We start from the raw sequence: 23,829 nt of genomic DNA, 5'->3' as shown, positions 1-23,829 counted from the left end.
ACAAACCAACTTTATTATGGTTATGAGTTAGATGAGTCAACAACCTATTCCTCAAGCCACATCCTCTTTGGAGATGTGGCTTGATTATTTATCAAACATCCACACCAGTGCTATTGATCTTGGATTAGACCGAGTTCAGGCCGTCGCCTCTAAGGCAAACCTCACCAAACCTGCTCAACACGTCATTACTGTTGCCGGAACCAATGGCAAAGGCTCAACGTGTGCCCTGATGGAAGCGATTCTATTGGACGCTGGTTATTCTGTTGGTGTCTACAGCTCTCCTCACTTAATTCGCTATAACGAACGTGTTCGTATCAACGGCCAAGATCTCTCTGATGAGAAGATGGTTCAGTCTTTCGATTTCATTGAGAAAGAACGTGGCGAAATCAGTCTTAGCTTTTTCGAATACGGCACTTTAGCCGCGTTACGCGCATTTCAAACGGAAGCGGTCGATGTCGTGCTATTGGAAGTAGGGCTAGGCGGTCGTTTAGATGCAACGAATATCGTTGATCATGACGTGTCTGTGATTACGAGCTTGGCTGTCGACCACGTTGATTGGCTCGGTGATGATATTAATGTGATTGGCTTTGAGAAAGCGGGTATTTATCGTAGTGGTAAGCCAGCTATCTGTGGTCAACCTAAGCCACCGGCTACGGTTGCAGCGCACGCTGATGATATTAAGGCTGAGTTCTACCAAGTAGGCATTCAATACACCTACGATGTGGATGGCGACACTTGGAACTGGCGCAGCGGTGCATTCCAATTAGAATCTCTACCTATTCCAAGCCTACCGCTACCAAACGCAGCAACCGCGTTGATGGCATTAGGCACTTCAGAACTTAGCATCAGTGATGTGAATGTCGTTAATGGTATGAAGAACGCACAGCTTCCTGGGCGTATGCAGCAAATTAGCGATCATCCTGTGATTGTTCTTGATGTGGCACATAACCCACATTCAGCCGAATACTTTGCACAGCAAGTAACGAAGCAATACGCAGGCAAAAATTTACACGTTGTAGTCGCTATGCTTCATGACAAAGATATTCCAGCGACATTGGAAGTATTAGCACCTATCACAACACATTGGTACCCAGCCTCATTGCAAGGCCCACGTGCGGCAACAGCCGCTGAATTGTGTAAAAGCCTACCTGAAGGAGTAGAGCAGTATTCAAACCCTGTCTCAGCGTTTGAAGCGGCTTTAGCTTCTGTTCAAGGCGACGATGTTGTGTTGGTGGTCGGTTCTTTCCATACCGTAGGCGAAGTCTTGGAGCATTGGCAGAAAAAAGGAAACTAAATGGCAAGTAAATTCCAAAGCCGATTAGTCGGCACCATCATTTTAGTGGCCATTGGCGTGATTGTATTGCCAGATGTGCTCGATGGTAAGAAGCTCCACTATAAAGAAGAGTTTGCAAGCATTCCGATTAAGCCAGAGCTTGATAGTAATGTTGAAGTGTTTGAAGTACTCGATCCCGTTGAAGATCAGATAGCGCTACCGGACTCTCCGGTTGAACGTGTGGTCGAAAGCGGTGTTGATGATAATTCAGATACGCAAACGGCGTCGGTTTCTGAAAAAGAAGCAGACAAAGTGGCAGTGGTGGTTAAGCCGGTACCAGAAAAAAATGAATACCAAGACAGCGCTTGGATCATTCAATTGATGGCTTTAAAGAATGCTGACAACGCAAAAAACGTTGTTAAGGATTTGCAGAAGCGTGGTTACCAAGCTCACACCAAGCAAGAAAAAACTTTTACGCGAGTAATTATTGGCCCGGATGTGTCTAAATCCAAACTTGAGCGACAAATTAAGGAATTAGAAAAAATTACGGGTTCAAAAGGCCAATTGCTCAAATTTAAACCGTTAAATCCATAAGAAAACGTTTGCGTCAGCGTTTTTTCTGTTAAAATGCGCGCCAACTTAAGATGAAGAATTCATGAATTGGTTAGATTTTGTCATTTTAGGCGTGATCGGCTTTTCTGCCGTGATCAGTTTAGTTCGTGGTTTCGCTAAAGAAGCCTTGTCACTCGTAATTTGGTTTGGAGCATTTTTCATTGCTAGCCAGTACTACGCTAAATTAGCGATGTACTTCACCAATATCGAAGATGAGATGTTTCGAAACGGAACTGCGATAGCAGCATTGTTTGTTGCAACGTTAGTTGTTGGTGCCTTAGTTAACTATGTCATCGGTCAATTAGTTCAGAAAACAGGCCTGTCAGGTACAGACAGAATCCTCGGTGTCGTCTTTGGCGGCTTACGTGGTGTTTTGATTGTTTCTGCAGTGTTGTTTTTCATGGATGCGTTTACTGCATTCCCAAGTTCTGAGTGGTGGAAGAATTCGCAGTTGGTTCCGGAGTTTAGTCGAATCATTGCGCCGTTCTTCGAGCATTTACAAGCAACATCTAGTTTCTTATCTGGCGCGCTCTAGCGCCAGTTAATGTCGAAAAATCGAGGATTAGGACATGTGTGGTATTGTTGGAATCGTGGGTTCAACACCTGTAAACCAGTCTATTTATGACGCTTTAACGGTATTGCAGCATCGTGGCCAAGATGCCGCTGGTATTTGTACCATAGAAAGCAATCGTTTCCGTCTGCGTAAGGCGAACGGTTTAGTAAAAGATGTTTTTGAAGCAAAACACATGCAACGCCTCCAAGGTAACGTTGGTATTGGCCATGTTCGTTACCCAACAGCAGGTAGCTCAAGCGCGTCGGAAGCTCAGCCTTTCTACGTAAACTCGCCTTTTGGCATCACATTGGCTCACAACGGCAACCTAACGAATGCAAACGAAGTTCGTGAGAAGTTGTTCGAGAAAGACCGTCGTCATGTAAACACAACGTCGGACTCTGAAGTTCTACTGAACGTATTGGCTCATGAGATCGATACCGTTAAAGGTAACGTGACTTCTGACGACGTTTTCCGTGCTGTATCTAACGTACACCGCACGATTCGTGGTGCTTACGCAGTAACGGCAATGATCATCGGCCACGGTATGATCGCATTCCGTGACCCACATGGCATTCGTCCACTGTGTCTTGGTAAGCGTGAAGTTAATGGTAAAACAGAGTACATGGTTGCATCTGAATCGGTAGCACTTGATGCTGTTGGTTTCGACTTCATGCGCGACGTAGCACCGGGTGAAGCTATCTACGCAACGTTCGACGGTGAACTTTTCACTAAGCAATGTGCAGACAACCCACAACTAAACCCATGTATCTTTGAGTTTGTATACTTTGCACGCCCAGATTCATTCATCGACAAAATCTCGGTTTACAGCGCACGCGTTGAGATGGGTGAGATGCTAGGTAAGCGTATTAAAGAAGAGTATGCAGACTTAGATATTGATGTAGTTATCCCAATTCCTGAAACATCGAACGATATTGCGCTACGCATCGCTCAAGCGATCAATAAGCCATACCGTCAAGGTTTCGTGAAAAACCGTTATGTTGGCCGTACGTTCATCATGCCTGGTCAACAACAGCGTAAGAAATCGGTTCGTCGTAAGCTGAATGCAATCCGTTCTGAGTTTAAAGATAAGAACGTTCTATTGGTTGATGACTCTATCGTTCGCGGTACCACATCAGAGCAAATCATTGAGATGGCTCGTGATTCGGGTGCAAACAAAGTTTTCATGGTTTCAGCGGCTCCAGAGGTTCGCTTCCCTAACGTTTACGGCATCGATATGCCGAGCGCAACTGAGCTGATTGCTCATGGTCGTGACAACGAAACGATTTGTAAGCAGATTGGCGCAGACGCTTTGATCTTCCAAACGCTACCAGACTTAATCTCTGCAGTAGGTATGGGCAACCAAGACATCTCTCGTTTTGATACTTCGGTATTTAACGGGGAATATGTAACGGGCGATATCGACCAAGCGTACCTAGATTTCCTAGACTCTTTGCGTAACGACGACTCAAAGGTTCAACGTGAGATCCAACAAGATCTAGCTAACCTAGAGCTACACAACGAAGGCGCTTAGTTTTCGTTAGTATTGAAAATATAAAAAACCAGAGCATTGGCTCTGGTTTTTTTGTTTTTGGGATAGGGGATTAATCTAATGAATGTGGTACGCGATCACAAAATCAATAAACAATCTAACTTTCTCTGGCAGGTGGTCTTTGTGGTTATAAAGCATGTAAATATCACGAGGGTTAGCGCTCCAGTCTTCTAGGACTTGCACTAAGCTGCCATCTTCAATGTATTCACGAATCATCACGTCAGGCATCAGGGTGATACCTAGACCTTCAGAACACGCTTGTCTCACAACATTTAGCGCGTTCGCATTGAAACGACCTTTCTCGCTGTTCACCACCGTCTCTTCATTCGAATTGCTCAGCTGCCACTTAATCAGTGGGTAGCCTTTTAGAAGAGAATGGTTAGCCAGCTCTTCAGCGTGGCTTGGTGCCGGGTTCTTCGCTAAGTAGTCAGGGCTAGCAATAAGAATATCTTTTACTTCACTGATCTTTCTTGCGATTAGGCTTGAGTCACGTTGTGGGCCTACGCGGAAAATTACGTCCCACTCGGTTGGATCAAGCTGATCGGCTTGGTTGTTCATCATCAACTCAATATTGATATCAGGGTATTGAGTCATGAAGTCGCTGAACATTGGCATCATCATGCGCTTGGTCAGGTTGGAGGGTGCCGTAATACGAATCTTACCGGAAGCTCCTTTACACACGTCCGTGAGCTCTTCTGCAGTAGAAGACAGACGTTGTAATAGCGGAGAGCATTCATTGAAAAAACGTTCGCCAGCCTCTGTTAAAGAGAGTTTACGCGCGTGTCTATTGAGAAGCCTCAGGTTCAGTGAGTCTTCTAAGGCTTGGATGCGTCGTGTAATGGTCGCAACCGGAATCATAGTCTTGCGCGATGTTGCGGTGTAGCTCCCATTTTCAACGACGAGTCGAAAGAGGTTTAAATCATCTAATTTCATAAATCCAGACACATTTGTTTACAATCTCATCTAATTTATACGTAACAGTGAGATCAATGTTTGCGTTACGTCAACTCGTTGCATTATTTACAAGTATTCCAACCCTCGTCACGAATTACCAGTAAAGAGTGCAAATTTGTGTATTTAGCATTTTATTACTAAGTTTTATATTAGTTCTTAGAACAGATAACAATAATAATTCGACTTAGTTTTGTGAGGTTATAGATTATGTACAAAACTCACAGTCAGCCAGTAATGACCTCGGCTCAGGAAGTAATTAACCAAAAATGCGTAATGTTGGTTGATGATGATCCTATTTTTCGCCGTATAACCAGCGCGTATTTAGACAAGATTGGTTATAAAGTGGTTGAGGCTGAAAATGGGCTGGACGCTCTGCAGAAACTTAGAGACTCAGCACCAGATTTAATTGTGTGTGACTTATCAATGCCGATCCTGGATGGCATCGAGCTTGTAGAAGAGCTCAGTTTAGAATATCCGTCACTGCCTATGATCGTCGTGTCTGCTACCGACGACATGTCTGATGTGGCAAAAGCATTGCGATTTGGTATTAAAGACTTTTTGGCAAAACCTCTAGAGGATCACGGTCACTTAGGAAGTGCGATAGCGAATACGCTAAAAGATTCATTCGACAATATTTCAGACCAACGAGATTTTTCAAGCCAATGGTTCTGTGTGGATGACGGAGGAGAGATCCCCGAAGACCAAGAGCTGCATTGGCATCTTAATTACCTACAAGATAACCCGAGCGCGGCAAAAGACTTACTGCATGCCTTGCTCCCTGAAAAAGACACAAGACAAGGCTCATGGCGTTGTAGTTACCGACTGCTGCAATCAACAGAGATGATGCCTCTCGTGTTTGATTACGCTTGGATGATGAATGGGCAATTTGCCTTTTACCTCGTCGATTCGTCTTCTTCTGATAATGGCAGTTCAGCGTCAACACTGCTGGTGAGAGCCTTATTCCACGATTACATAAGAAATCGAAAAGATTTTAATGTTGATCTCAAAGATATCGCGGAGATTCTAGAGAAGGGGATCGAGTGTTCGAAATGTGCCACGCCCGTTAATGCTTTGTTTGGTGTCGCCAATCTTGCCGAGGGTACCATCTCTATTTTGCCGGCGGGTTTAGATGGACGTTGGTCGAATGGTGAGATGAATCAACACATTGCCGCAGGTGAGCGCTTAGGCGAAAACTGTAAGAAGAATTTCATTACGAGAGACTTGCCGATTGAGCAAGGCTGCCAACTTTCATTAAGTCTGCTTGGAGCAGCGAGTTTTAGTTTAGACATACATCAAGGGTCTACCGATTAACCCTATATTTCCTCGGTTTTTGTGAATAATTGATTAAGGTATAGTTGCGCAAATGGTGTGGCTATGCCTTTTTTGTTAAATGTCGATTTAGCAAAGCGGGTTTGGTTCGCCAGATACTTACCTTTACTAACAAAAACAAGAAGCAATCATGGCAGATAACAAAGACTTTCAAGACCCGTTTAATGTATTCTACTTTTTAGGATTTTTAGCCGCATTTTTAATGATTCCATTGCTACCAGCAACACTTACGTTGATCCGTGTATTCAATGGTTACGCAACATTCTAGTTAAGCTGTCATTGCCGATTGGTGATAGCTGACTCAAGGAGGCCACAATTAGCGTTCGAGTTTTAAGCCTGAATATAGCTGGTGGCCTTTGCATATTTCTCGCAGTTCTAGGGATAGTTTTACCTGTTCTGCCAACCACTCCTTTTCTCCTTCTTGCTAGCGCATGCTTCATGCGAAGTAATCCGAAAGTTCATAAATGGATGCACGAGCATAAAACGCTGGGTCCTTTACTGAACAATTGGTACCAACACGGTGCCGTCACCAAACAAGTTAAAGCGCGCGGCGTATTCTTTATCTTGTTGAGTTTTGCATTATCCATCTACTTTGCCCCTATCATTTGGGTCAAGGCTTTCCTAATTTGTGTACTTGTTATTCTTCTCACATGGTTTATGCGACTTCCAACCCATGAGTTGGTTGCTGACAGCAAAGAAAATCACTACCATTAAGCCAATGTGCCTGCTGTTATAGCGGGCGTTTATTATTTCAGCAATCAGGGTTATGACTCTCGTTGCAATGAATACCAATCGTACCTTTCCTTAATTCCAAGCGTTGATGTTTGATTCGTTAACGAGAGTTTGGAAAGCGGCCTAATGAAGTGCATAAGATTATGAACACAGAAAAAATCTCTCTGATCAAAGCAAGTATCAAAAGCATTCCTGATTACCCTAAAGCGGGTATTTTGTTCCGTGACGTAACAAGCTTGATGGAAGACCCAGCCGCTTATAAAGCGACAATCGACCTGCTAGCGGAAACATATAAGGACATGGGCTTTACTAAGATCGTTGGCACTGAAGCTCGTGGTTTCTTATTTGGTGCGCCTTTGGCACTAGAGCTAGGTGTTGGCTTCATCCCTGTTCGTAAACCGGGCAAACTGCCTCGTGAAACTGTGGCACAATCTTATGAGCTTGAGTACGGCACAGATACGCTAGAAATCCATACTGACGCTATCGTTGAAGGCGATAAAGTGTTGATGGTTGATGATTTGCTAGCAACGGGCGGTACGATTGAAGCAACAACAAAGTTGATTCGTCAGCTAGGTGGTGTGGTAGAACACGCTGCATTTGTTATTAACCTTCCAGAAATCGGTGGTGACAAGCGCTTACAAGGCTTAGGTCTAGAAGTGTTTAGCATCTGCGAATTCGACGGTCACTAATCCTTTTCGGAATTATTCATGAGCTATCTTGCGTTAGCGCGAAAATGGCGACCAACCAAATTCAAAGAAGTGGTTGGTCAAGCCCATGTTTTAACAGCATTAGAGAATGCCCTTAGCCAGAATAGGTTGCACCATGCATACCTGTTCAGCGGTACACGAGGTGTTGGTAAAACAACCATCGGCCGTTTGTTTGCTAAGGGACTCAACTGTGAAACAGGCATTACCTCAACCCCTTGTGGTGAATGTGCAACCTGTAAAGAGATCGATGAAGGTCGCTTTGTTGACCTGCTAGAGATCGATGCGGCATCACGTACAAAGGTAGAAGATACCCGCGAGCTTCTGGACAATGTTCAGTACAAGCCGGCACGTGGTCGCTTCAAGGTTTACCTTATCGATGAAGTACACATGCTTTCTAGGCACAGTTTCAACGCGCTTCTAAAGACGTTAGAAGAGCCGCCTGAGTATGTGAAATTCTTGCTCGCAACGACTGATCCACAAAAGCTTCCTGTGACGATTCTGTCGCGTTGTCTGCAGTTCCATCTTAAGCCGATCAGCGTTGATAATATTCACGAGCAGCTCGATCATATTCTTGAACAAGAAGATGTGACGTCTGAGTCTCGTGCGCTTGGAATGATTGCTCATGCTGCTGATGGCAGTATGCGTGATGCGCTAAGCCTTACTGACCAAGCTATCGCATTGGGTAATGGCAATGTCGTAACAGATACTGTTGCTCACATGCTCGGAACACTGGATACCGACCAAGCTATCCACTTGCTTGAAGCAATTAGCAGTAAGCAGCCACAGCAAGCGATGGCGTGTATCCAAAGCCTTGCTGAGAACGGTGTTGAGTGGGATGGTTTGCTGAATCAGCTTGCGGCCCAACTGCATCGTCTTGCGATGTTCCAAGCTCTGCCATCTACATTAGATAAGGCACAGCCTGACGCAGAGAAGCTTGAACTACTGAGCAAAGCGCTTAGCCCACAAGACATTCAACTCTACTACCAGATCGTGTTGAAAGGTCGTGAAGACTTACCATTGTCGCCAACCGCTCGAGTTGGTATTGAGATGGTGGTTTTACGCATGTTGGCATTTAGACCAGCTGAACAAGCAGTTGCTACGGCAATCTCGACTCAGTCGGCAAACCCAGTGCCAGCGCCAGCAGCTCAAGTTCAGAGCGTTGCTCAACCTGTGAGCCAATCTGCGCCAATGGCAGCTCCGAGACAGCCTCAGATACAACAACAGGCGCCTCAACAGCAGTCTATGCAGCAGCAACCCGTGCAACAGGCTCCGCAGCAGAATCCAGCACAGTATTCAGGTTCGCAAGGTTACGCTGATCACTCAGGCAACCAAGGTTATCCAGAACAGGATTACCCGCATAGCCAATATGACGCGCCTCCTGCTTATGATGAGCGTCCAAGCTACGGTGCAGAGCAGCCTCAGCAGCAACAAACGAATTATCAAAACCAGAGTCCGGTTCAACAGCCAAGCGCTGCACCTTCTGCTCCGCAAGGACAATCAGAACGTCCGGCTTCGCCTGTCAGTGGTTTACGCCACCAATTGCGTTCTCAACGTAGAGGCAGTTCGGCAACAGAAAACAAAGGCTCGGCGCCAAAAAAGGCTAAAGCGACACCTGCTAAAACTTCAGTTCTTGATCGAGTTGCTCAGCAACACGGTGGTTCTGAGCGGGTGTCGCAAGCTTCTTTATCATCCTCTTCGACAGAAAATGTGACCAACGATAATGAACCTTATCGCTGGAAACCGTCTAAACCTGTAGTGAAAGAGGTGAGCAAAGAGCTTACACCGACTCAGATCAAGCGTGCGTTAGAACATATTAAGACACCAGAAATGGTCGACAAATTGCTTCAAGAGTCGATTGCTCAAGATGAATGGTCCGCCACGATTCAAAAGCTAGAGACAGCCAAGCTTGTTGAACAGTTAGCATTGAACTCAGTGTTTGCTAAAAACGACACATCAATCACTTTAACGTTAAGAGCGAGCCAAGCTCACTTGAATACGGACCGTGCACAGAGTGAGCTATTGCAGTCTCTCAATACTGTGCTTGGGGAAGAGTGTCATTTGAGTGTTGAAATCGGTGATGGTGGAGAAACGCCGCTAGAATTACGAGAACGATTGTATCAAGATAAGTTGAAAGACGCGTTTACCGCTTTAGAAAACGATGCCAACGTACAGTTCATTGAAAGACGTTTTGCCGCTGAACTCGACAGAGACAGCGTTCGTCCTATCTAGAACGTTTTCTTGTTTAGTGACCGGCGTATCATCCCAGATAAGCAAATCTGAGAACTGAACATCGAGGGGTTGAATCACACTGTTTTAACCCCCATTTAAGCTCGTATAGCTTAATTAATTTTTAATAAACCAATTAGACCAGAGAGTATTAACATGTTTGGTAAAGGCGGTATGGGCAACATGATGAAGCAAGCCCAGCAAATGCAAGAGCGCATGCAAAAGCTTCAAGAAGAAATCGCAAATATGGAAGTTACAGGTGAGTCAGGTGCTGGCCTTGTAAAAGTAACGATCACTGGTAGCCACAGCGTTCGCCGTGTTGATATCGATGAAAGCCTAATGGAAGACGATAAAGAGATGCTTGAAGATCTTATCGCTGCTGCTTTCAACGATGCGGCTCGTCGCGTTGAAGAAACTCAAAAAGAGAAAATGGCTAGCGTAACTGGCGGAATGCAACTTCCACCAGGTATGAAGATGCCTTTCTAAGAAACTATTTCTAAAGGTTTATTCAAGCTGCGGTTTGTCTTGAGTAAATCGTTACTTGAAAATTAGAACGGTTAAATATGCGTACCAGTCATATGCTGGAGCATTTGATGGAGGCCTTACGTTGTCTACCTGGGGTTGGCCCCAAGTCGGCGCAGCGTATGGCCTTTCATTTGTTACAGCGCGATAGAAAAGGCGGCCTACAGTTGGCTGAAGCTCTTAGCCAAGCAATGACCGAAATTGGTCACTGTAATGAGTGCCGTACTTTTACTGAAGAAGATACTTGCCACATTTGTACCAATCCTAAACGTCAGGAAAATGGTCAAATCTGTGTAGTAGAGAGCCCTGCAGACATTGCAGCTATCGAAGCAACTGGCCAATATTCTGGTCGTTACTTTGTTCTTATGGGTCACCTTTCACCACTTGATGGTATTGGTCCAAGTGATATAGGTCTCGATGTGCTGGACTACCGCTTACGACGTGGTGATATCTCTGAAGTAATCCTAGCGACCAACCCGACAGTTGAAGGGGAAGCAACAGCGCACTACATTGCTGAGCTATGTAATGCCCATGAAGTGAACGCAAGCCGTATTGCTCATGGTGTTCCCGTTGGTGGTGAGCTAGAGCTGGTGGATGGCACCACGCTTTCGCACTCATTACTCGGTCGTCATAAGATCTAAAAAAGCCGCTTGGTGATGATTCACCAAGCGGCTTTTTCTTTTATTGCTTTAGACGTTTTTTTCGAGCTTAATCTGACCCTCTCACTGCTTTGTATATCATCGCGCCAATCACGGCACCAATGATTGGAGCAACCCAGAATAGCCATAGTTGCGAAACAGCCCAATCACCAACAAACACAGCCACGCCAGTACTTCGAGCGGGGTTCACAGACGTATTTGTTACAGGGATACTGATAAGGTGGATTAAGGTTAAACAGAGACCGATTGCGATAGGAGCAAACCCAGCAGGTGCTTTTGAATCCGTCGCGCCCATAATCACGAATAGGAATACCATGGTCATCACAACCTCACAAACCAGAGCTGCAGTTAGTGAATAACCACCGGGAGAGTGCTCTCCAAAACCATTCGAAGCGAAACCTGATGAAACGGCATCAAAACCAGCTTGGCCCGAGGCAATGACAAACAATACGCCGCCGGCAATAATACCGCCGAGTACTTGAGCAATGATGTAAGGGACAACATCTTTGGCATCAAAACGACCACCCGTCCAGAGGCCAATAGTGACAGCTGGGTTAAGGTGACAACCGGATATATGCCCAATAGCAAATGCCATGGTGAGCACGGTTAAACCAAAGGCAAGAGAGACTCCAAGCAGGCCAATGCCAACATCGGGAAAAGCGGCGGCTAAGACGGCACTACCACAACCACCTAACACCAACCAAAACGTACCAAACATTTCTGCGATATACCTATTCATAACGATCCTTATTAATCTGTACCAGTATCAATAAGATAGTTTAGATTTATCAAAGTTGTAAAATCTTTGGCATTTTGAAAAAAAATCTTAGGTAATTGCTTCTAACTCAATCAGGTTATCGAGTGCTTCTTGATCGGTTTTGCCGCAAATAACAGGGCAAGCTTTGAATTGATGACACACTTTAGGACGTGAGTCTTGACCAAACAGCTTACAAAGATTCTGTTCGTTTAACTGAATGCAGCGCACACCAGCAGGTTTACCATTTTGCATTCCAGGAATAGCAGATGTAATACTCGGAGCGATACAGCATGCTCCACAACCTAGGCGACATTCCATCAAATTAAACTCACTAAATAACAGGGTGCGCGATAGTAGCAAAAAATAATGGCAGTGACAGCTATTGATTGGATCAAAGAATGAACAATTATTATCCTTGAACTTTTTATGGGCTAGCGGTATAACACGCACCCCAGTAAAAGAGTAAGAAGTAATCCTATGACGAATCCATTTTGGCAAGAAAAAACACTAGAGCAGATGTCCGAGCAAGAGTGGGAATCTCTGTGCGATGGTTGTGGTAAGTGTTGCCTGCATAAGCTTATGGATGAAGATAGCGATGAAGTTTACTACACCAATGTGGCGTGTAGCTGGCTGAACGACAAAACGTGTTCTTGTAAGGACTACCCAAACCGTTTCACTTCAGGTGAAGAATGTCTGAAGCTAACTCGTGACAAAATCGACGAGTTCCATTGGCTGCCAGATACGTGTGCTTATCGACTGCTATCAGAATCTAAGCCGATTCCAGAATGGCACCCATTGATCACTGGATCAAAAACAGAGATGCATGCAGCAGGTGAAAGTGTTCGTAATAAAGTGGTTTACGAAATTGATGTTGTCGATTGGGAAGATCACATCTTAAACCACCCGAACCGTTAGTCGCTGATTAGTAGCAAATGACCTGAATAAAAAAAGGCTCACATTTCTGTGAGCCTTTGTCGTATTTAGGAGGGTCCAAATCAATGGACTGCGTCATGGCTAATGTCAAGCAAGCGGTAAGTCTGCAACCACCTGATTGAACGTGATACGAGCATTCTGAGCTTGCTCAGATAACTCGATCTTTTTCGCTTGTGCGGCACTAAGATTACTCTCGGCCTGCTCAAGTGCTTGTTGTAGGTTCTCTGGTAACTCGTGAGTTTCCATTTGTGAACCTTGCTCTAACACATAAGCGCGAATCTCTTTCTTCACTGCGGCAAGTTCTGTGTAAGCAACACGCTCAAGTTCTGCAGCTTCTTGTGCTGCATCTCTTTCTTTTTCAAACTGAGCCAACGCCATACCTTCTGCAGACCATGGATCCATGTCTGGCAGTTCTTCGATGTTAATCGTTGGTTCGATGTACGCGTCTTGATGGCGCAGGTCGAGGTTAGTTGCACGAACTGCAGAGATCATCAGCATCACAGAGATAGCCAATAACGGTAAACCACCAACAATTGCTGCGGTTTGTAGCGTACTCAAGCCACCCAAGAACATCAGAATCGTTGGTAAGAACGACAGAGTGAATGCCCAGAACATACGGTTCCAACGCATCGGTTCTTCAGTCACATTGTTTTGAACCACAGACGCAAGGATGTATGAGATCGAGTCAAACGTCGTTGCTGTAAAGATGATACAAAGCAGAGTGAATACTGCGATAACTAGAGTGCTCATTGGCAACTGCGCTAGCATCGAGAAGATAGCCTTAGTTGCGCCTTCTGCATTCAGGATAGCAACCACATCTAGCTCACCAGAAAGCTGTAGTGATAAGCCGTAGTTACCTAGAATCATGAAGAATAAGAAACAACCTAGTGAACCGAAGAAGATAGAACCTGACACCATTTGTTTAATGGTTCTGCCGCGAGAAATACGTGCAACAAACAGACCCATACTCGGTGCAAATACTAGCCACCATGCCCAGTAGAAAATCGTCCAGTCTTGCGGGAAGTGGGTGTTTTCAAATGTACCGTAGCCACCAAATGGTTCCGCCCATGTCGCCATCACGAAGAAGTTAGACAGTAGACGACCAATTGAATCTAGGCCGGTCTCAAGCATGAAGATAGTTGGACCCGCAATCAGTACGAAAACCAACAGACCCATCGCACCCCAGAAGTTGATATTACTTAGGATCTTGATGCCTTTTTCCAATCCAGCATAAGAAGAGTAAGCAAAAATCGCAGTACAAACTAAAAGCACCATCACTTGCGTTAGGTTGTTTTTAGGTAGACCGAATAGGTGATTCAGGCCTTCAGTAATAAGAGGAGCGGCTAAACCTAATGTTGTTGCTGCGCCGCCAAGTAGACCGAAAATGAAAAGGATATCGACGATTTTTCCAGGTACGCCTTTACTGCGGTGCTCACCAAGAACTGGCATTAACGCGCTAGAGATTTTTAGAACAGGCTGTTTACGTACGTAGAAAAAGTAAGCAATAGGAATTGCAGGGATCAGGTAGATAGACCAAGCAATTGGCCCCCAGTGAAACAAACCGTAAGTAGCCGCCCAACGAACTGCTTCTTCACTGCCCGGCTCTAGTTGGAAAGGAGGTGATTGGTAGTAGTAAGCCCACTCAATACAGCCCCAGTACAGGATACTTGCACCGATACCACCACAAAATAGCATTGCTGCCCATGATGCAGTTTTGAATTCAGGCTCTTCGTCAGCTTCGCCTAGTTTAATCTGTCCCATATCACTGAACACAACGTAAACCATAAATGCACAAGCCGCGAGACCTAGCGCAAGATATAGAAATCCTAGTTGATCAGTCATGAATGTTTTCGCAACCGCAATCCAGTCTGCGCCCTGAGTTGGGAACAAAATGAGCGGGAAAACTATCGTGAGTAGGAGTGCAATAGCACCAAAGAAGGTTGGCTTATCAATAAGCTCAAAAGTGTTTTTCACGAGTATTATTCCATTAAAATGAGAGAGGAATTATGAAGTGAACTCGTTTTTTAGAACAAATCGGGTCTATTGTCGTGACGACAAATTGCTTTTGGCAAAGAGTAATAGGCAAGGCATGAGGTGCCAATGCAAAAGAGGGCAGTGGAAGGAATAGTGTAGAGTGAGGGTAACGTTATATCAGAGCGAGAAGAATGCCACCAACGGTTGCCGCTGCGGACAGGTATTGCCCTGCTGAATAAGAACCATCGTCTTCTTCTTCAATCTTATCAGGGTGATCCATTCCTAGTGCGCCGTGAGCAAATGACTCAACCTTATCGGTCACGGTTTCGTTTTCCGCTTCGATTTTCTTCGCTTCTTTATCGATTTCTTTAAGAGCAGATAATAGGGCTTTGCCCTCATCAGAGAGCTTAACGGTATTTTTCTCAACCTTAAGAGGGGCGGGCTTTTCAGCTTCGGTACTCTTGGTTTGTGTGTTCATTTGCGAAGGTGAATACAGCTGAGTGTTACTCGTTCCTACTGGCGTCATATCGCTCTCCTTACCTATCCTTAAATATAGTATCGGCAGAGGTGTGAAAAACTTGTGCAATTAATCATCGATAGTGATGTTTTTTATTCGCACATTATATTTTCTTCTGCTTAATCAAAACTGCTTGGTATTTAAGCAATTCCTATGCCGATATTTATATTTGTCTTGGAGCGTTTTTGAGCAAACTCTTAAGGTGTCAGACTTAAACTTAAATACGCTTAAGTCTGACTCGCGAGTTTAATCGCACTTAAGATCGGCGCCACGCTTAGATAGGTGCTTGTATGCTTTCATTCGATTCTCTTTCTGAACAAAGCGCGCCGGTGGAGAAAGCACTTTTAGTTGGTAATCCGTCGTATCCGATGAGAACTCAGCAACTGGGCTGATAACTGCTACTTTTAGATCCGGGTTACGACGTAGAATCGAAGCCGCCGTGCCTAAACCACCTTCTGTGTGGAACTTGCCTGCGACATGAATTACTTGTTTATCTGGGTTCGATGCTAGGTAATCAACGATTGATTCAGCCATGGTCTCATCCCACGTTATCTGAGCGGCAAACTGCTTTTCTGTTTGCTCTGGCGTACCGTGATGCATGGAAGCCATGAACTTTTCTTTGTAAGGGCTATCGCCAATATTAACCTCAGTCGCAACCCAATTTCGTTGTTCTGAAGAAAGCTGCTCTAGGTAAGGCAATCCCTTACGTCCAATACACTGAACGAAAGGCTTTGGAGCGTTTGCTGCGATAACATCTAAATCATTCGCTTTAGCAAACTCAACCAGTGCGCGGTAATCACTTTCGTAATTTGGCCAAGCAGCTGCCTTGGAGATAAGCACTTGCTCACCAATTTCACCGTTTAAGTATTGGTTTAGCGTGTCTTGATGTTCTCGAGTGAATTGTTCCATTGAAAGCGCAATGTTTGATGTTGCGTTGCGGCGCGCTTTTAAGAAGTCGGTTTGGAAACGATGGATTGCTGAGTGAGTGTGCCATTCGCCAATCAGAACTACATCGGCGTCAATCAGCTGCTCGGGTAAAGCATTGAGAGAAAGCGTTTCACCTTGTGGAGAAGCAAACTGGTAATCATAGAATGTGGAAACGGTTTCCGTTTGCGTGTTAGCCACTTGTTGAGAAGTGCTGTTTGAAGGTTGATTAGCACAAGCCGTAAGCAGGGTCGCTAATCCGATAAGAATAATACGTTGCATGAAATGCCTCCTTGAAGAACACGCATATTAAAGGAGGCAAGATGACATTTCAATGCAAACGATAATCAATATCAGTTAAATCTGTTTGCGATACACTCTCAACATAAAGTCCGCTTCACAGTTGAATTGCTCAGCTTCGGTGAGTTGTTGTTTAAACTCCTCAGTCGCTTTCCAAGCAAACGGCGTCATCTGTAGTAGGTCGAATGCATCTGACCCCGATAGTTCCATCATATAGTTTAGTTGTTCTTGGTGCTCAAGCGTAAAACCTTCGATCACTTCTGGATCTTCGTCATGCAAGCGAACGCCATCATAAATAGCATCACGCAGTTGGTATAGGTGTCGACTGGCTGGTGTCACGGTGATCACGACACCATTGTCTTTGATGGTACGTTGCAGCTCTTCAGCCTTGCATGGCGCGTAAATGCGCAGGATTCCGTCTAAGCTGTTTTCAGCAAAGGGTAGGCGATGGCTAGAGGCAACAGAGAAGTCGACAGCAGGGTAGCGCTTAGCGGCGTATTTGATAGCAATCTTAGAAATGTCTAAGCCAAAAATCGCACCGTTATTATCTTGAAGATTCAACGCAATTTCGTTGGTGTAATACCCTTCGCCACAGCCAATATCCAACAGGCTAGGCTCCGTGTCTGGTAGGTAGCTAGAGCATAAGCCAACGACTGCTTGGCGCATTGGATCGTAATGGTTCCCTTCAAGGAAGCGACGACGTGCCTGCATCATCTCTTTGTTGTCACCTGGATCTTTTGATCGCTTGTGGTGTGCAGGCATCAAATTGACATAGCCTTCTTTCGCTAGGTCAAACTGATGGTTCTTTTCACACTTAAACGTACGATCGTGTTGAGATAAAGGTTGGTGACACAAAGGGCATTGGTAAGTCATTGCGAACTCGAGGTAGAAATTTCAAGTCCAAAATTTTAACAGGAAGCATAGTGGGGCGCTAGAATAAACGCAGTTGTCTTAGCTAGTGATAATTCATGAAGAGATAGAGCCAACGATGGTTGGCTCTATTGATACATAGTGAATTGCTTAATGGAACGTCTATTAAAAATTAGCTAAAGAAGTTCACTTGATTTTTCAACGACTCCGCTTGCTTTTGAAGTTCATCAGCACTGCGAGAAGTCTGAGCGCTGGTTTCCCGACTCTGTTGGTTGAGGTCGCTTATCGCATGCGCGTTTGCCGCAATTTCTTGAGAAACCTGAGCTTGCTCTTCTGATGTAGCAGCAATCGTTTCAGCTTGAGAAGCGATCGACTCAACTTGAGAAGCAATAGACTCCAGTGCCGTACCCGCTTCTTGCGCTTTATCGAGTACTTGGTTGGCATTTGATTGGCTTTGTGTCATCAAGTTCACTGCATTGTTGGTTGAAGACTTTAGCTTCTCGATGATGCTTACGACGTCTTGTACTGATGTTTGAGTACGATGAGCGAGTGTTCTTACTTCGTCAGCAACAACAGCGAAGCCTCGACCTTGTTCACCTGCACGTGCGGCTTCAATAGCCGCGTTTAGCGCTAACAGGTTAGTTTGCTCGGCGATATCGTCGATCATCTTAGTGACGGTTTGTATGCTTTCGCTGTCTGCACTTACTTGCTCGATGGCAGATGCAGATTTATCGAGTTGGTCATTTAACTGAGCAACATCGATACAGACTCCCTCAACCACCTCTAGACCTTGTTGACTGTCTTCATTGGCAAGGCGAACGTTTTCAGCAATGCTATTGACTTGCTGTGCTACGGATTCCGCAGAGGTCGCCATCTCTTCGATTGCTGTCACCACTTGTTCCACTTGCGCCTGTTGGCGGTCAGACTGCGTTAAGTTGTGGCTGGCATCTTGTGACACACTGCTCGAGCTGTTTTGGACTTGATCGCTGGTCGCGCGAATCTCGCCTACTAGGGTGTTCAGCTGAGCTGCCATAGTTGCAACGCCAGTATTAAGGTTGCTGATCTCGTTTTTAGTTTGCTTGCCGGTGTTTGGAATGTGCAGGCTGACTTCACCTTTACCTAATCGAAGCATGTATTCGTTTAGAGTCGTTAGTGGCGTGAGCGTGCGATTCAATACGAAGGTTAACGCTACGATTGTCGCGGCGGCAATCAAGGCCGAAATGATCGCGATAAGTTTTAGCAGATCGTCACTGCCCTTAGTCACTTCCTTAATGAATGTACCGCCAAGTAGTTTCCAGTCCCAACCTGGAACTTCGGTATATACCAGGTACTTTTCACCAACCGTTTCTTGGAATTTATATGGGTATCGAATCAATCCAGATGATTGTTCGAATATCTGATAGAAAGGTTTATTGCCGTCGTAGTCAGCTACATCAATTATCGATTTACCGCCGCCAGCGTGAGTAGGGTGCAGTAAGTATTGACCTTGGTGCTCTTGCTCATTATCAACAATGATGGTGTAACCAGTATCGCCCCATGATACCGAGCGTAAAGATTCAAATAGGCTTTGTGTTGCTTCCTCGACCGGTAAGCCGATGAAGGATACACCATTGACCTTACCTTGCGCGTTCATAAGAGGCGCGTAATAGGTAATGTAGCGTTGGCCAAAAAGTTTTACTTGAGCGTAGTATGGTTGGCCACTTTTCAGTTTGCTGTAACCGGGATGATCTTTGCCGAGAGTTGTGGCAACTACACGCTCGCCTGAAGGTTTTTTTAGAGAGGTAGATACGCGGATAAAATCGTCACCAAATGGGGCAAATAGGGTAGCAACGGCTCCTGTGTCTCGGGTAAAGCTATCCACCAGTTTGGTATCGTTGATCAGGCTCTCACCATATTGAGTCATGTTTGGTATGGAGTGACCGCTAAACTCAACATCATAGTTTTCTACGTAAACACCTGCTAAGTAACCGTTGCGAAAGGTAGATTCTAAAACTTTGGCGGTATGCAGGTAGGCGTCAAATTGGCCGGATATGGTTTTGGCCATCGCTTCTACTTTTGATTGATGCTCCTTTAATGTGTTCTCTAAAAGTACCTGTGAGGCGTTACGATAAACGAGGGTCGCTATCGAGCTAAAGGCGATAAGCAAGCACAATAAAATGACCAACTTAAGTTGGAAGCCAACACTTTGATTTTTGTATTTCTCGAGCATGAATTCACTATCCTGTCTTCATTGAGGTGCTGTTAAGTGGTTTTAGTTAAATTTGTTATTGAGTTTTCTATCATAGAAACTTATTTATCGGCAGTAATTGATAAGAATTAATGAATTAATAGTTATATTTATAAATTAAACGAATAAATCGTAAGCTGGCGTTGATTTGAACAGAAGAGGATTCTATTTCTGTGAAAAGATTCAGTTGCTTAGGTGTGAGCGAGATTAGACGGATAAAAAAATGCAGCCAATATGGCTGCATTTTTGTTTCGAACTAGATTACTTAGAAGCTTATTTTTAAGCCTCGTTTGAAGAGATCACCGTAATCAGCTGGTGGCTTTCGCCTGGCTGTAGCGTTTTGCCTGCTTCTAGGCTTGGTGCGTGCAGTGTTGATTCAACACATAGCATGGTTAGGTAACCGTCGTCTTGCATGTCGCCCATACTAGTAGCGCCTTCCGCCCACGGGTTCCACAGTACTGCAGAGTTATGGCCGTGGTTTTCAACCGTTAGAGTACGATCCAGCTTTTTGTCGGCAACAAAGATTTGCGCTTCTGGCTGAGTGTAAACACGGTCAATCGTATCGGTTAGCACAAGCTCAGCTCCACCTTGGCAGATCTTGCCACCTTGTAGGCTATCAATGTACTCAGCGCCCATACCTGTGGTCGTTGTATTGTAGATATCGCCAACGTTGAGGTAAGTGTGTAGCGCGCCAGAGAAAGTCCATGGTTGAGAATCTGTGTTCTTCACATCTAATGTTACCTTCAGCTCATCGCCAATCTCAACATTTAGGCGAGCATCAAACTGATGAGGCCATACTGCCAGCGTCTCTTCACTAGGCTTTAGACCTAAGCTTACAATCACACCAGCTTCGCTTTCGCGGTGCTCAACTAATTGCCATTCGCTTGTGCGAGCAAAGCCATGTGCAGGAGCTGCAATGCGGCCAAACCAAGGCCAACATACTGGAATACCACCGCGCAGTGCTGTTTTGCCATCAAACTTAGCTTGTTGGCTCATCCAAATCAGGTCTTCTTGGCCTTGTGGTTGGAACGACACAACATGGCCGCCAAACAGTGAAATCGCTGCGTTTGCTTTATCGTGGATAACGCGAACCAGTTTTACACCTTCGTGTTCAACGATAGTGACGTTGTCAGAAAGTACAGCCAGTGCAGGTAGAGTTGATAAATCCATTACATGATCCTTCTAAGGAAATTGAATTCAAATGCTGACTAGAACGGTGCTTGTGCTTTTATGGGTAACAAGCAAGAGTCAGTATTAGAATTGAATTTTGCGTTTGGGCTATCTCGATGAACTTAGAGAGACGCGGTTTAAAAGATAGCAGGTATTAAAAAGGCGACACTAAGGTCGCCTTTTTCAAAGTCTGCTCAAAGCAGTCTTCGCTAATGCTTATCTAAAGCTATTTCTAAAAAGAAATTACTTAGAGATGTGAGCGATTAGGTCTAGAACTTTGTTTGAGTAACCGATTTCGTTGTCGTACCAAGATACAACTTTAACGAATTTGTCAGTTAGAGCAACACCAGCTTTAGCATCGAATACTGAAGTTTGAGTTTCGCCGATGAAGTCTTGAGAAACAACTTGGTCTTCTGTGTAACCTAGAACGCCAGCCATTTCGCCTTCAGAAGCTTCTTTCATTGCAGCACAAATTTCTTCGTAAGATGCAGCTTCTTTTAGGTTAACTGTTAGGTCAACTACAGATACGTTAGCAGTTGGTACACGGAAAGCCATACCAGTTAGAAGGCCGTTTAGTTCTGGAAGAACAACGCCTACAGCTTTAGCAGCACCAGTTGAAGATGGGATGATGTTTTGAGAAGCACCACGGCCACCGCGCCAGTCTTTAGCAGAAGGGCCATCTACAGTTTTTTGAGTTGCTGTAGTAGCGTGAACTGTAGTCATAAGACCAGACTCAATGCCCCACTTATCGTTAAGTACTTTAGCGATAGGTGCAAGACAGTTAGTAGTACAAGAAGCGTTAGAAACGATGTCTTGACCAGCGTAAGATGCTTGGTTAACGCCCATTACGAACATTGGAGTTGCATCTTTAGAAGGACCAGTAAGAACAACTTTCTTAGCACCAGCAGTGATGTGCTTACGTGCAGTCTCGTCAGTTAGGAAAAGACCAGTAGCTTCAGCAACAACGTCTACGTTGATTGCGTCCCACTTAAGTTCTTCTGGGTTACGCTCAGCTGTAACACGTACAGTTTTACCGTTAACGATTAGGTTACCGCCTTCAACTTCAACAGTACCGTTGAAACGGCCGTGAGTTGAGTCGTACTTAAGCATGTATGCCATGTATTCAACGTCGATAAGGTCGTTGATACCAACAACTTCGATGTCATTGCGCTCTTGCGCTGCACGGAATACGAAACGACCGATACGGCCAAAACCATTAATACCTACTTTGATAGTCATTGTAGTTGCTCCACAACTTAATTTCTGATTAAAGATAACTGGTAGTAAAATTACAGAATCCAGTATACATCTGCAATAGATAATCCGACTTAACTTGTTTAATGTCAAAAAAAAGCGACGCTTTTCTTAACAATTGGGTGTAAGTGGTTGAAAATTGACCATTGCGAGTGGCTCTGTACCCTTCCAGTTGGGTAAAATACCCCTAAATGATGATTCACTTATGAGTGTATATGTACAATGTTTTCTAGTGAGAAAGTATGTGCTACAAAACGACTCATATGCAAGCCTTTATAGAAAAAAGTAAATATAATAAATGAGAATGTGGAGAGATATTAACGTGATTCAAAAGGGAGAAAATATGATAAAGCCTGATGAATACTGGCGTGAACGCCTATCAGACGACGAGTTTGCAGTGTGTCGTCAACGTGGTACTGAAGCCCCTTATAGCGGTAAGTTACTGCACAACCAAGACACAGGTGTCTATAGCTGCACATGCTGCGAAAGCCCTTTGTTTCTGTCGGACAACAAATACGACTCTGGGTGCGGTTGGCCTAGCTTTGATGCACCAGTGAATGACGAAGCAGTGCGCTATATAGAGGATCTAAGTCACGGAATGAAGCGTGTAGAGATCCGTTGTACCGCTTGTGATAGCCATTTAGGTCACGTTTTTCCTGATGGACCGAAGACAACCGGTGAGCGTTTCTGTGTTAATTCGGTGTCGTTAATTTTCAACAAAAATGACAAAAGTACGAAATAACTTGTAACTATTGTTTAATCCTTACAGGTCGCATTTGCCGATCGACTAAGACTGAATTGCCCAAGACTTCAGAATTCAGAGTTAACTCTAGTACAAATAAAAACAGCTACCATGATGGTAGCTGTTTTTTTATCTATATAGACGGTGCGATCAATAACTCGGGACGATCGCTGGGCTGTAGATCCCATCTTCAATAGCTTCGACAATTTTGTCGGCGTCTTTATTTAACTGTTTGTATTTTGAATCTTCAAAACGATAGAGAACGGCCAGTTCCGCTTCTGATGCAATTGGTACATCAAACTCTTTGGCAACCATCGCCCAGACATACGCTTTTTCCATATGACCCAAACTATGGTTGATGCTGGCCATCGACTTAAAGATCTCAGTATTAACGGCTGAGTTGCTCGACAAAGTTAAGGCATTATTAAGCAGCTTAAGTGTTTTAGTATGATCTCTGGTGGTATAGAAGGTGGCTAGGGCGTATTGCATATCTGCCGTGTTTAATGCCTCTGTTCCTTCTAACTGTAAGAAACTGCGTCTCGCGTTGGTATCGCCAGTTTGCGACCACAGGAAGTAGAGTGTTTCAGGCGTGTCTGATTGAGCGAGCTCTTCAACAATGCGTTCAGACTCTTCAATACTGTGCATTAAAGAAGTAAAGCGGCGTTCTTGCAGTTTAGATTGGTCAATCGTTTCGATCTGTGCGGCAAGCTCTAGGCACTTTTTATAAGCTGTGACTAACTTGAATTCTTTAATCTTGTTGATTTCGGTAGGTTGCTTTTGAACTTCAAAGCGATGCCAGATTAGGTCGGTACGTGCGACACGACATTGCCCATCGTTCATGTTCAATTGTTCGCACTGCAGCCCCGGGTTACTTTGGCATAGTTGATCGGTGTTTTTGTTCCCTTCAAGACACCCAACCAGAGTGAAAGGCAATAGGCTCATCGCCAACCATTTCATAATTTTCATATTCCTTCACTTGTGATCAAATACACTTATTTTCGGTCAGGTTCTTGACTCAATTCTGTTACGGGTTATTTTCTGGTGA

The 23,829-nt window shown here is 44.7% G+C and carries 24 protein-coding genes; 13 read left to right on the top strand and 11 right to left on the bottom strand.

The genetic code is table 11. The features are described from left to right. The first annotated feature begins 31 nt into the window (after positions 1–31). The 4 genes from folC to purF all read left to right on the top strand — a co-directional run bounded on the left by folC (position 32) and on the right by purF (position 3,969). Positions 32–1,294: a bifunctional tetrahydrofolate synthase/dihydrofolate synthase gene (gene folC / locus L0992_11390; GenBank protein ID XGB66318.1), complete on the top strand. Its 1,263-nt coding sequence runs from the start codon at positions 32–34 to the stop codon at positions 1,292–1,294. Beyond that, positions 1,295–1,867: an SPOR domain-containing protein gene (locus tag L0992_11385; GenBank protein ID XGB66317.1), complete on the top strand. Its 573-nt coding sequence runs from the start codon at positions 1,295–1,297 to the stop codon at positions 1,865–1,867. It begins immediately after the preceding gene. Between the two features lie 61 nt (positions 1,868–1,928). After that, positions 1,929–2,420, top strand: a complete 492-nt coding sequence (locus L0992_11380; GenBank protein ID XGB66316.1) for a CvpA family protein — start codon at positions 1,929–1,931, stop codon at positions 2,418–2,420. Between the two features lie 34 nt (positions 2,421–2,454). After that, positions 2,455–3,969 carry an amidophosphoribosyltransferase gene (gene purF, locus L0992_11375; protein XGB66315.1) on the top strand — a complete coding sequence of 505 codons (1,515 nt, stop codon included), beginning with the start codon at positions 2,455–2,457 and terminating at the stop codon, positions 3,967–3,969. Positions 3,970–4,044: 75 nt separating this feature from the next. Here the strand turns inward: purF and L0992_11370 are convergent, their stop codons facing one another. Continuing rightward, positions 4,045–4,920 (bottom strand): LysR family transcriptional regulator, encoded by an 876-nt coding sequence (locus L0992_11370; protein ID XGB66314.1) that lies wholly within the window; start codon positions 4,918–4,920, stop codon positions 4,045–4,047. Between the two features lie 228 nt (positions 4,921–5,148). On the opposite strand from L0992_11370, the gene L0992_11365 reads away from it, so the two are divergent. The 7 genes from L0992_11365 (at position 5,149) to recR (ending at position 11,098) form a co-directional block, all read left to right on the top strand. Beyond that, positions 5,149–6,252, top strand: a complete 1,104-nt coding sequence (locus tag L0992_11365) for a response regulator (GenBank protein ID XGB66313.1) — start codon at positions 5,149–5,151, stop codon at positions 6,250–6,252. Positions 6,253–6,400: 148 nt separating this feature from the next. Then, positions 6,401–6,538, top strand: coding sequence for a hypothetical protein (locus L0992_11360; protein XGB66312.1), 138 nt, complete (start codon positions 6,401–6,403; stop codon positions 6,536–6,538). Positions 6,539–6,612: 74 nt separating this feature from the next. After that, positions 6,613–6,984 (top strand): YbaN family protein, encoded by a 372-nt coding sequence (locus tag L0992_11355; protein ID XGB68725.1) that lies wholly within the window; start codon positions 6,613–6,615, stop codon positions 6,982–6,984. A 161-nt stretch (positions 6,985–7,145) separates the two neighbouring features. Continuing rightward, entirely contained in the window at positions 7,146–7,691 is a 546-nt protein-coding gene (gene apt / locus L0992_11350) for an adenine phosphoribosyltransferase (protein XGB66311.1), read from the top strand. Between the two features lie 18 nt (positions 7,692–7,709). Further along, positions 7,710–9,938, top strand: a complete 2,229-nt coding sequence (gene dnaX, locus L0992_11345; protein ID XGB66310.1) for a DNA polymerase III subunit gamma/tau — start codon at positions 7,710–7,712, stop codon at positions 9,936–9,938. 153 nt (positions 9,939–10,091) lie between these two features. Then, entirely contained in the window at positions 10,092–10,421 is a 330-nt protein-coding gene (locus L0992_11340) for a YbaB/EbfC family nucleoid-associated protein (protein XGB66309.1), read from the top strand. A gap of 77 nt (positions 10,422–10,498) precedes the next feature. Beyond that, the gene (recR, locus tag L0992_11335; protein ID XGB66308.1) at positions 10,499–11,098 is read left to right on the top strand and encodes a recombination mediator RecR; all 600 of its coding nucleotides are present in this window, start codon (positions 10,499–10,501) and stop codon (positions 11,096–11,098) included. 67 nt (positions 11,099–11,165) lie between these two features. On the opposite strand, the gene aqpZ is transcribed toward recR, so the two are convergent. Further along, positions 11,166–11,855 carry an aquaporin Z gene (gene aqpZ, locus L0992_11330; GenBank protein ID XGB66307.1) on the bottom strand — a complete coding sequence of 230 codons (690 nt, stop codon included), beginning with the start codon at positions 11,853–11,855 and terminating at the stop codon, positions 11,166–11,168. An 87-nt stretch (positions 11,856–11,942) separates the two neighbouring features. Beyond that, on the bottom strand, positions 11,943–12,191 hold the full coding sequence (locus L0992_11325) for a YkgJ family cysteine cluster protein (GenBank protein ID XGB66306.1): 249 nt from the start codon (positions 12,189–12,191) through the stop codon (positions 11,943–11,945). Positions 12,192–12,350: 159 nt separating this feature from the next. Here L0992_11325 and L0992_11320 point away from each other — a divergent pair, with 159 nt between their 5' ends. Further along, the gene (locus tag L0992_11320; GenBank protein ID XGB66305.1) at positions 12,351–12,788 is read left to right on the top strand and encodes a YcgN family cysteine cluster protein; all 438 of its coding nucleotides are present in this window, start codon (positions 12,351–12,353) and stop codon (positions 12,786–12,788) included. A gap of 105 nt (positions 12,789–12,893) precedes the next feature. Here the strand turns inward: L0992_11320 and L0992_11315 are convergent, their stop codons facing one another. The 7 genes from L0992_11315 to gap form a co-directional block, all read right to left on the bottom strand. Further along, positions 12,894–14,780, bottom strand: coding sequence for a BCCT family transporter (locus L0992_11315; GenBank protein ID XGB66304.1), 1,887 nt, complete (start codon positions 14,778–14,780; stop codon positions 12,894–12,896). 172 nt (positions 14,781–14,952) lie between these two features. Next, positions 14,953–15,306: a hypothetical protein gene (locus L0992_11310; GenBank protein XGB66303.1), complete on the bottom strand. Its 354-nt coding sequence runs from the start codon at positions 15,304–15,306 to the stop codon at positions 14,953–14,955. 237 nt (positions 15,307–15,543) lie between these two features. Further along, positions 15,544–16,503: a ChaN family lipoprotein gene (locus tag L0992_11305; GenBank protein XGB66302.1), complete on the bottom strand. Its 960-nt coding sequence runs from the start codon at positions 16,501–16,503 to the stop codon at positions 15,544–15,546. Positions 16,504–16,578: 75 nt separating this feature from the next. Continuing rightward, the gene (rlmA, locus tag L0992_11300; GenBank protein XGB66301.1) at positions 16,579–17,394 is read right to left on the bottom strand and encodes a 23S rRNA (guanine(745)-N(1))-methyltransferase; all 816 of its coding nucleotides are present in this window, start codon (positions 17,392–17,394) and stop codon (positions 16,579–16,581) included. 169 nt (positions 17,395–17,563) lie between these two features. Then, positions 17,564–19,600 (bottom strand): methyl-accepting chemotaxis protein, encoded by a 2,037-nt coding sequence (locus tag L0992_11295; protein XGB66300.1) that lies wholly within the window; start codon positions 19,598–19,600, stop codon positions 17,564–17,566. Between the two features lie 297 nt (positions 19,601–19,897). Further along, on the bottom strand, positions 19,898–20,788 hold the full coding sequence (locus tag L0992_11290) for a D-hexose-6-phosphate mutarotase (GenBank protein ID XGB66299.1): 891 nt from the start codon (positions 20,786–20,788) through the stop codon (positions 19,898–19,900). Positions 20,789–21,031: 243 nt separating this feature from the next. After that, positions 21,032–22,027 (bottom strand): type I glyceraldehyde-3-phosphate dehydrogenase, encoded by a 996-nt coding sequence (gap, locus tag L0992_11285; GenBank protein XGB66298.1) that lies wholly within the window; start codon positions 22,025–22,027, stop codon positions 21,032–21,034. 319 nt (positions 22,028–22,346) lie between these two features. On the opposite strand from gap, the gene msrB reads away from it, so the two are divergent. Further along, positions 22,347–22,784 (top strand): peptide-methionine (R)-S-oxide reductase MsrB, encoded by a 438-nt coding sequence (msrB, locus tag L0992_11280; protein XGB68724.1) that lies wholly within the window; start codon positions 22,347–22,349, stop codon positions 22,782–22,784. A 150-nt stretch (positions 22,785–22,934) separates the two neighbouring features. Here the strand turns inward: msrB and L0992_11275 are convergent, their stop codons facing one another. Further along, complete coding sequence (locus L0992_11275; GenBank protein ID XGB68723.1) at positions 22,935–23,741, bottom strand: DUF2989 domain-containing protein; 807 nt, start codon at positions 23,739–23,741, stop codon at positions 22,935–22,937. Between the last annotated feature and the right edge of the window lie 88 nt (positions 23,742–23,829).

The sequence above is a fragment of the Vibrio pomeroyi genome (genome assembly GCA_041879425.1).
GTDB classification, from domain to species: domain Bacteria; phylum Pseudomonadota; class Gammaproteobacteria; order Enterobacterales; family Vibrionaceae; genus Vibrio; species Vibrio pomeroyi_A.
Note: the sequence above shows the minus strand (reverse complement) of the source record. Positions and strands in the feature narration are given on the sequence as shown.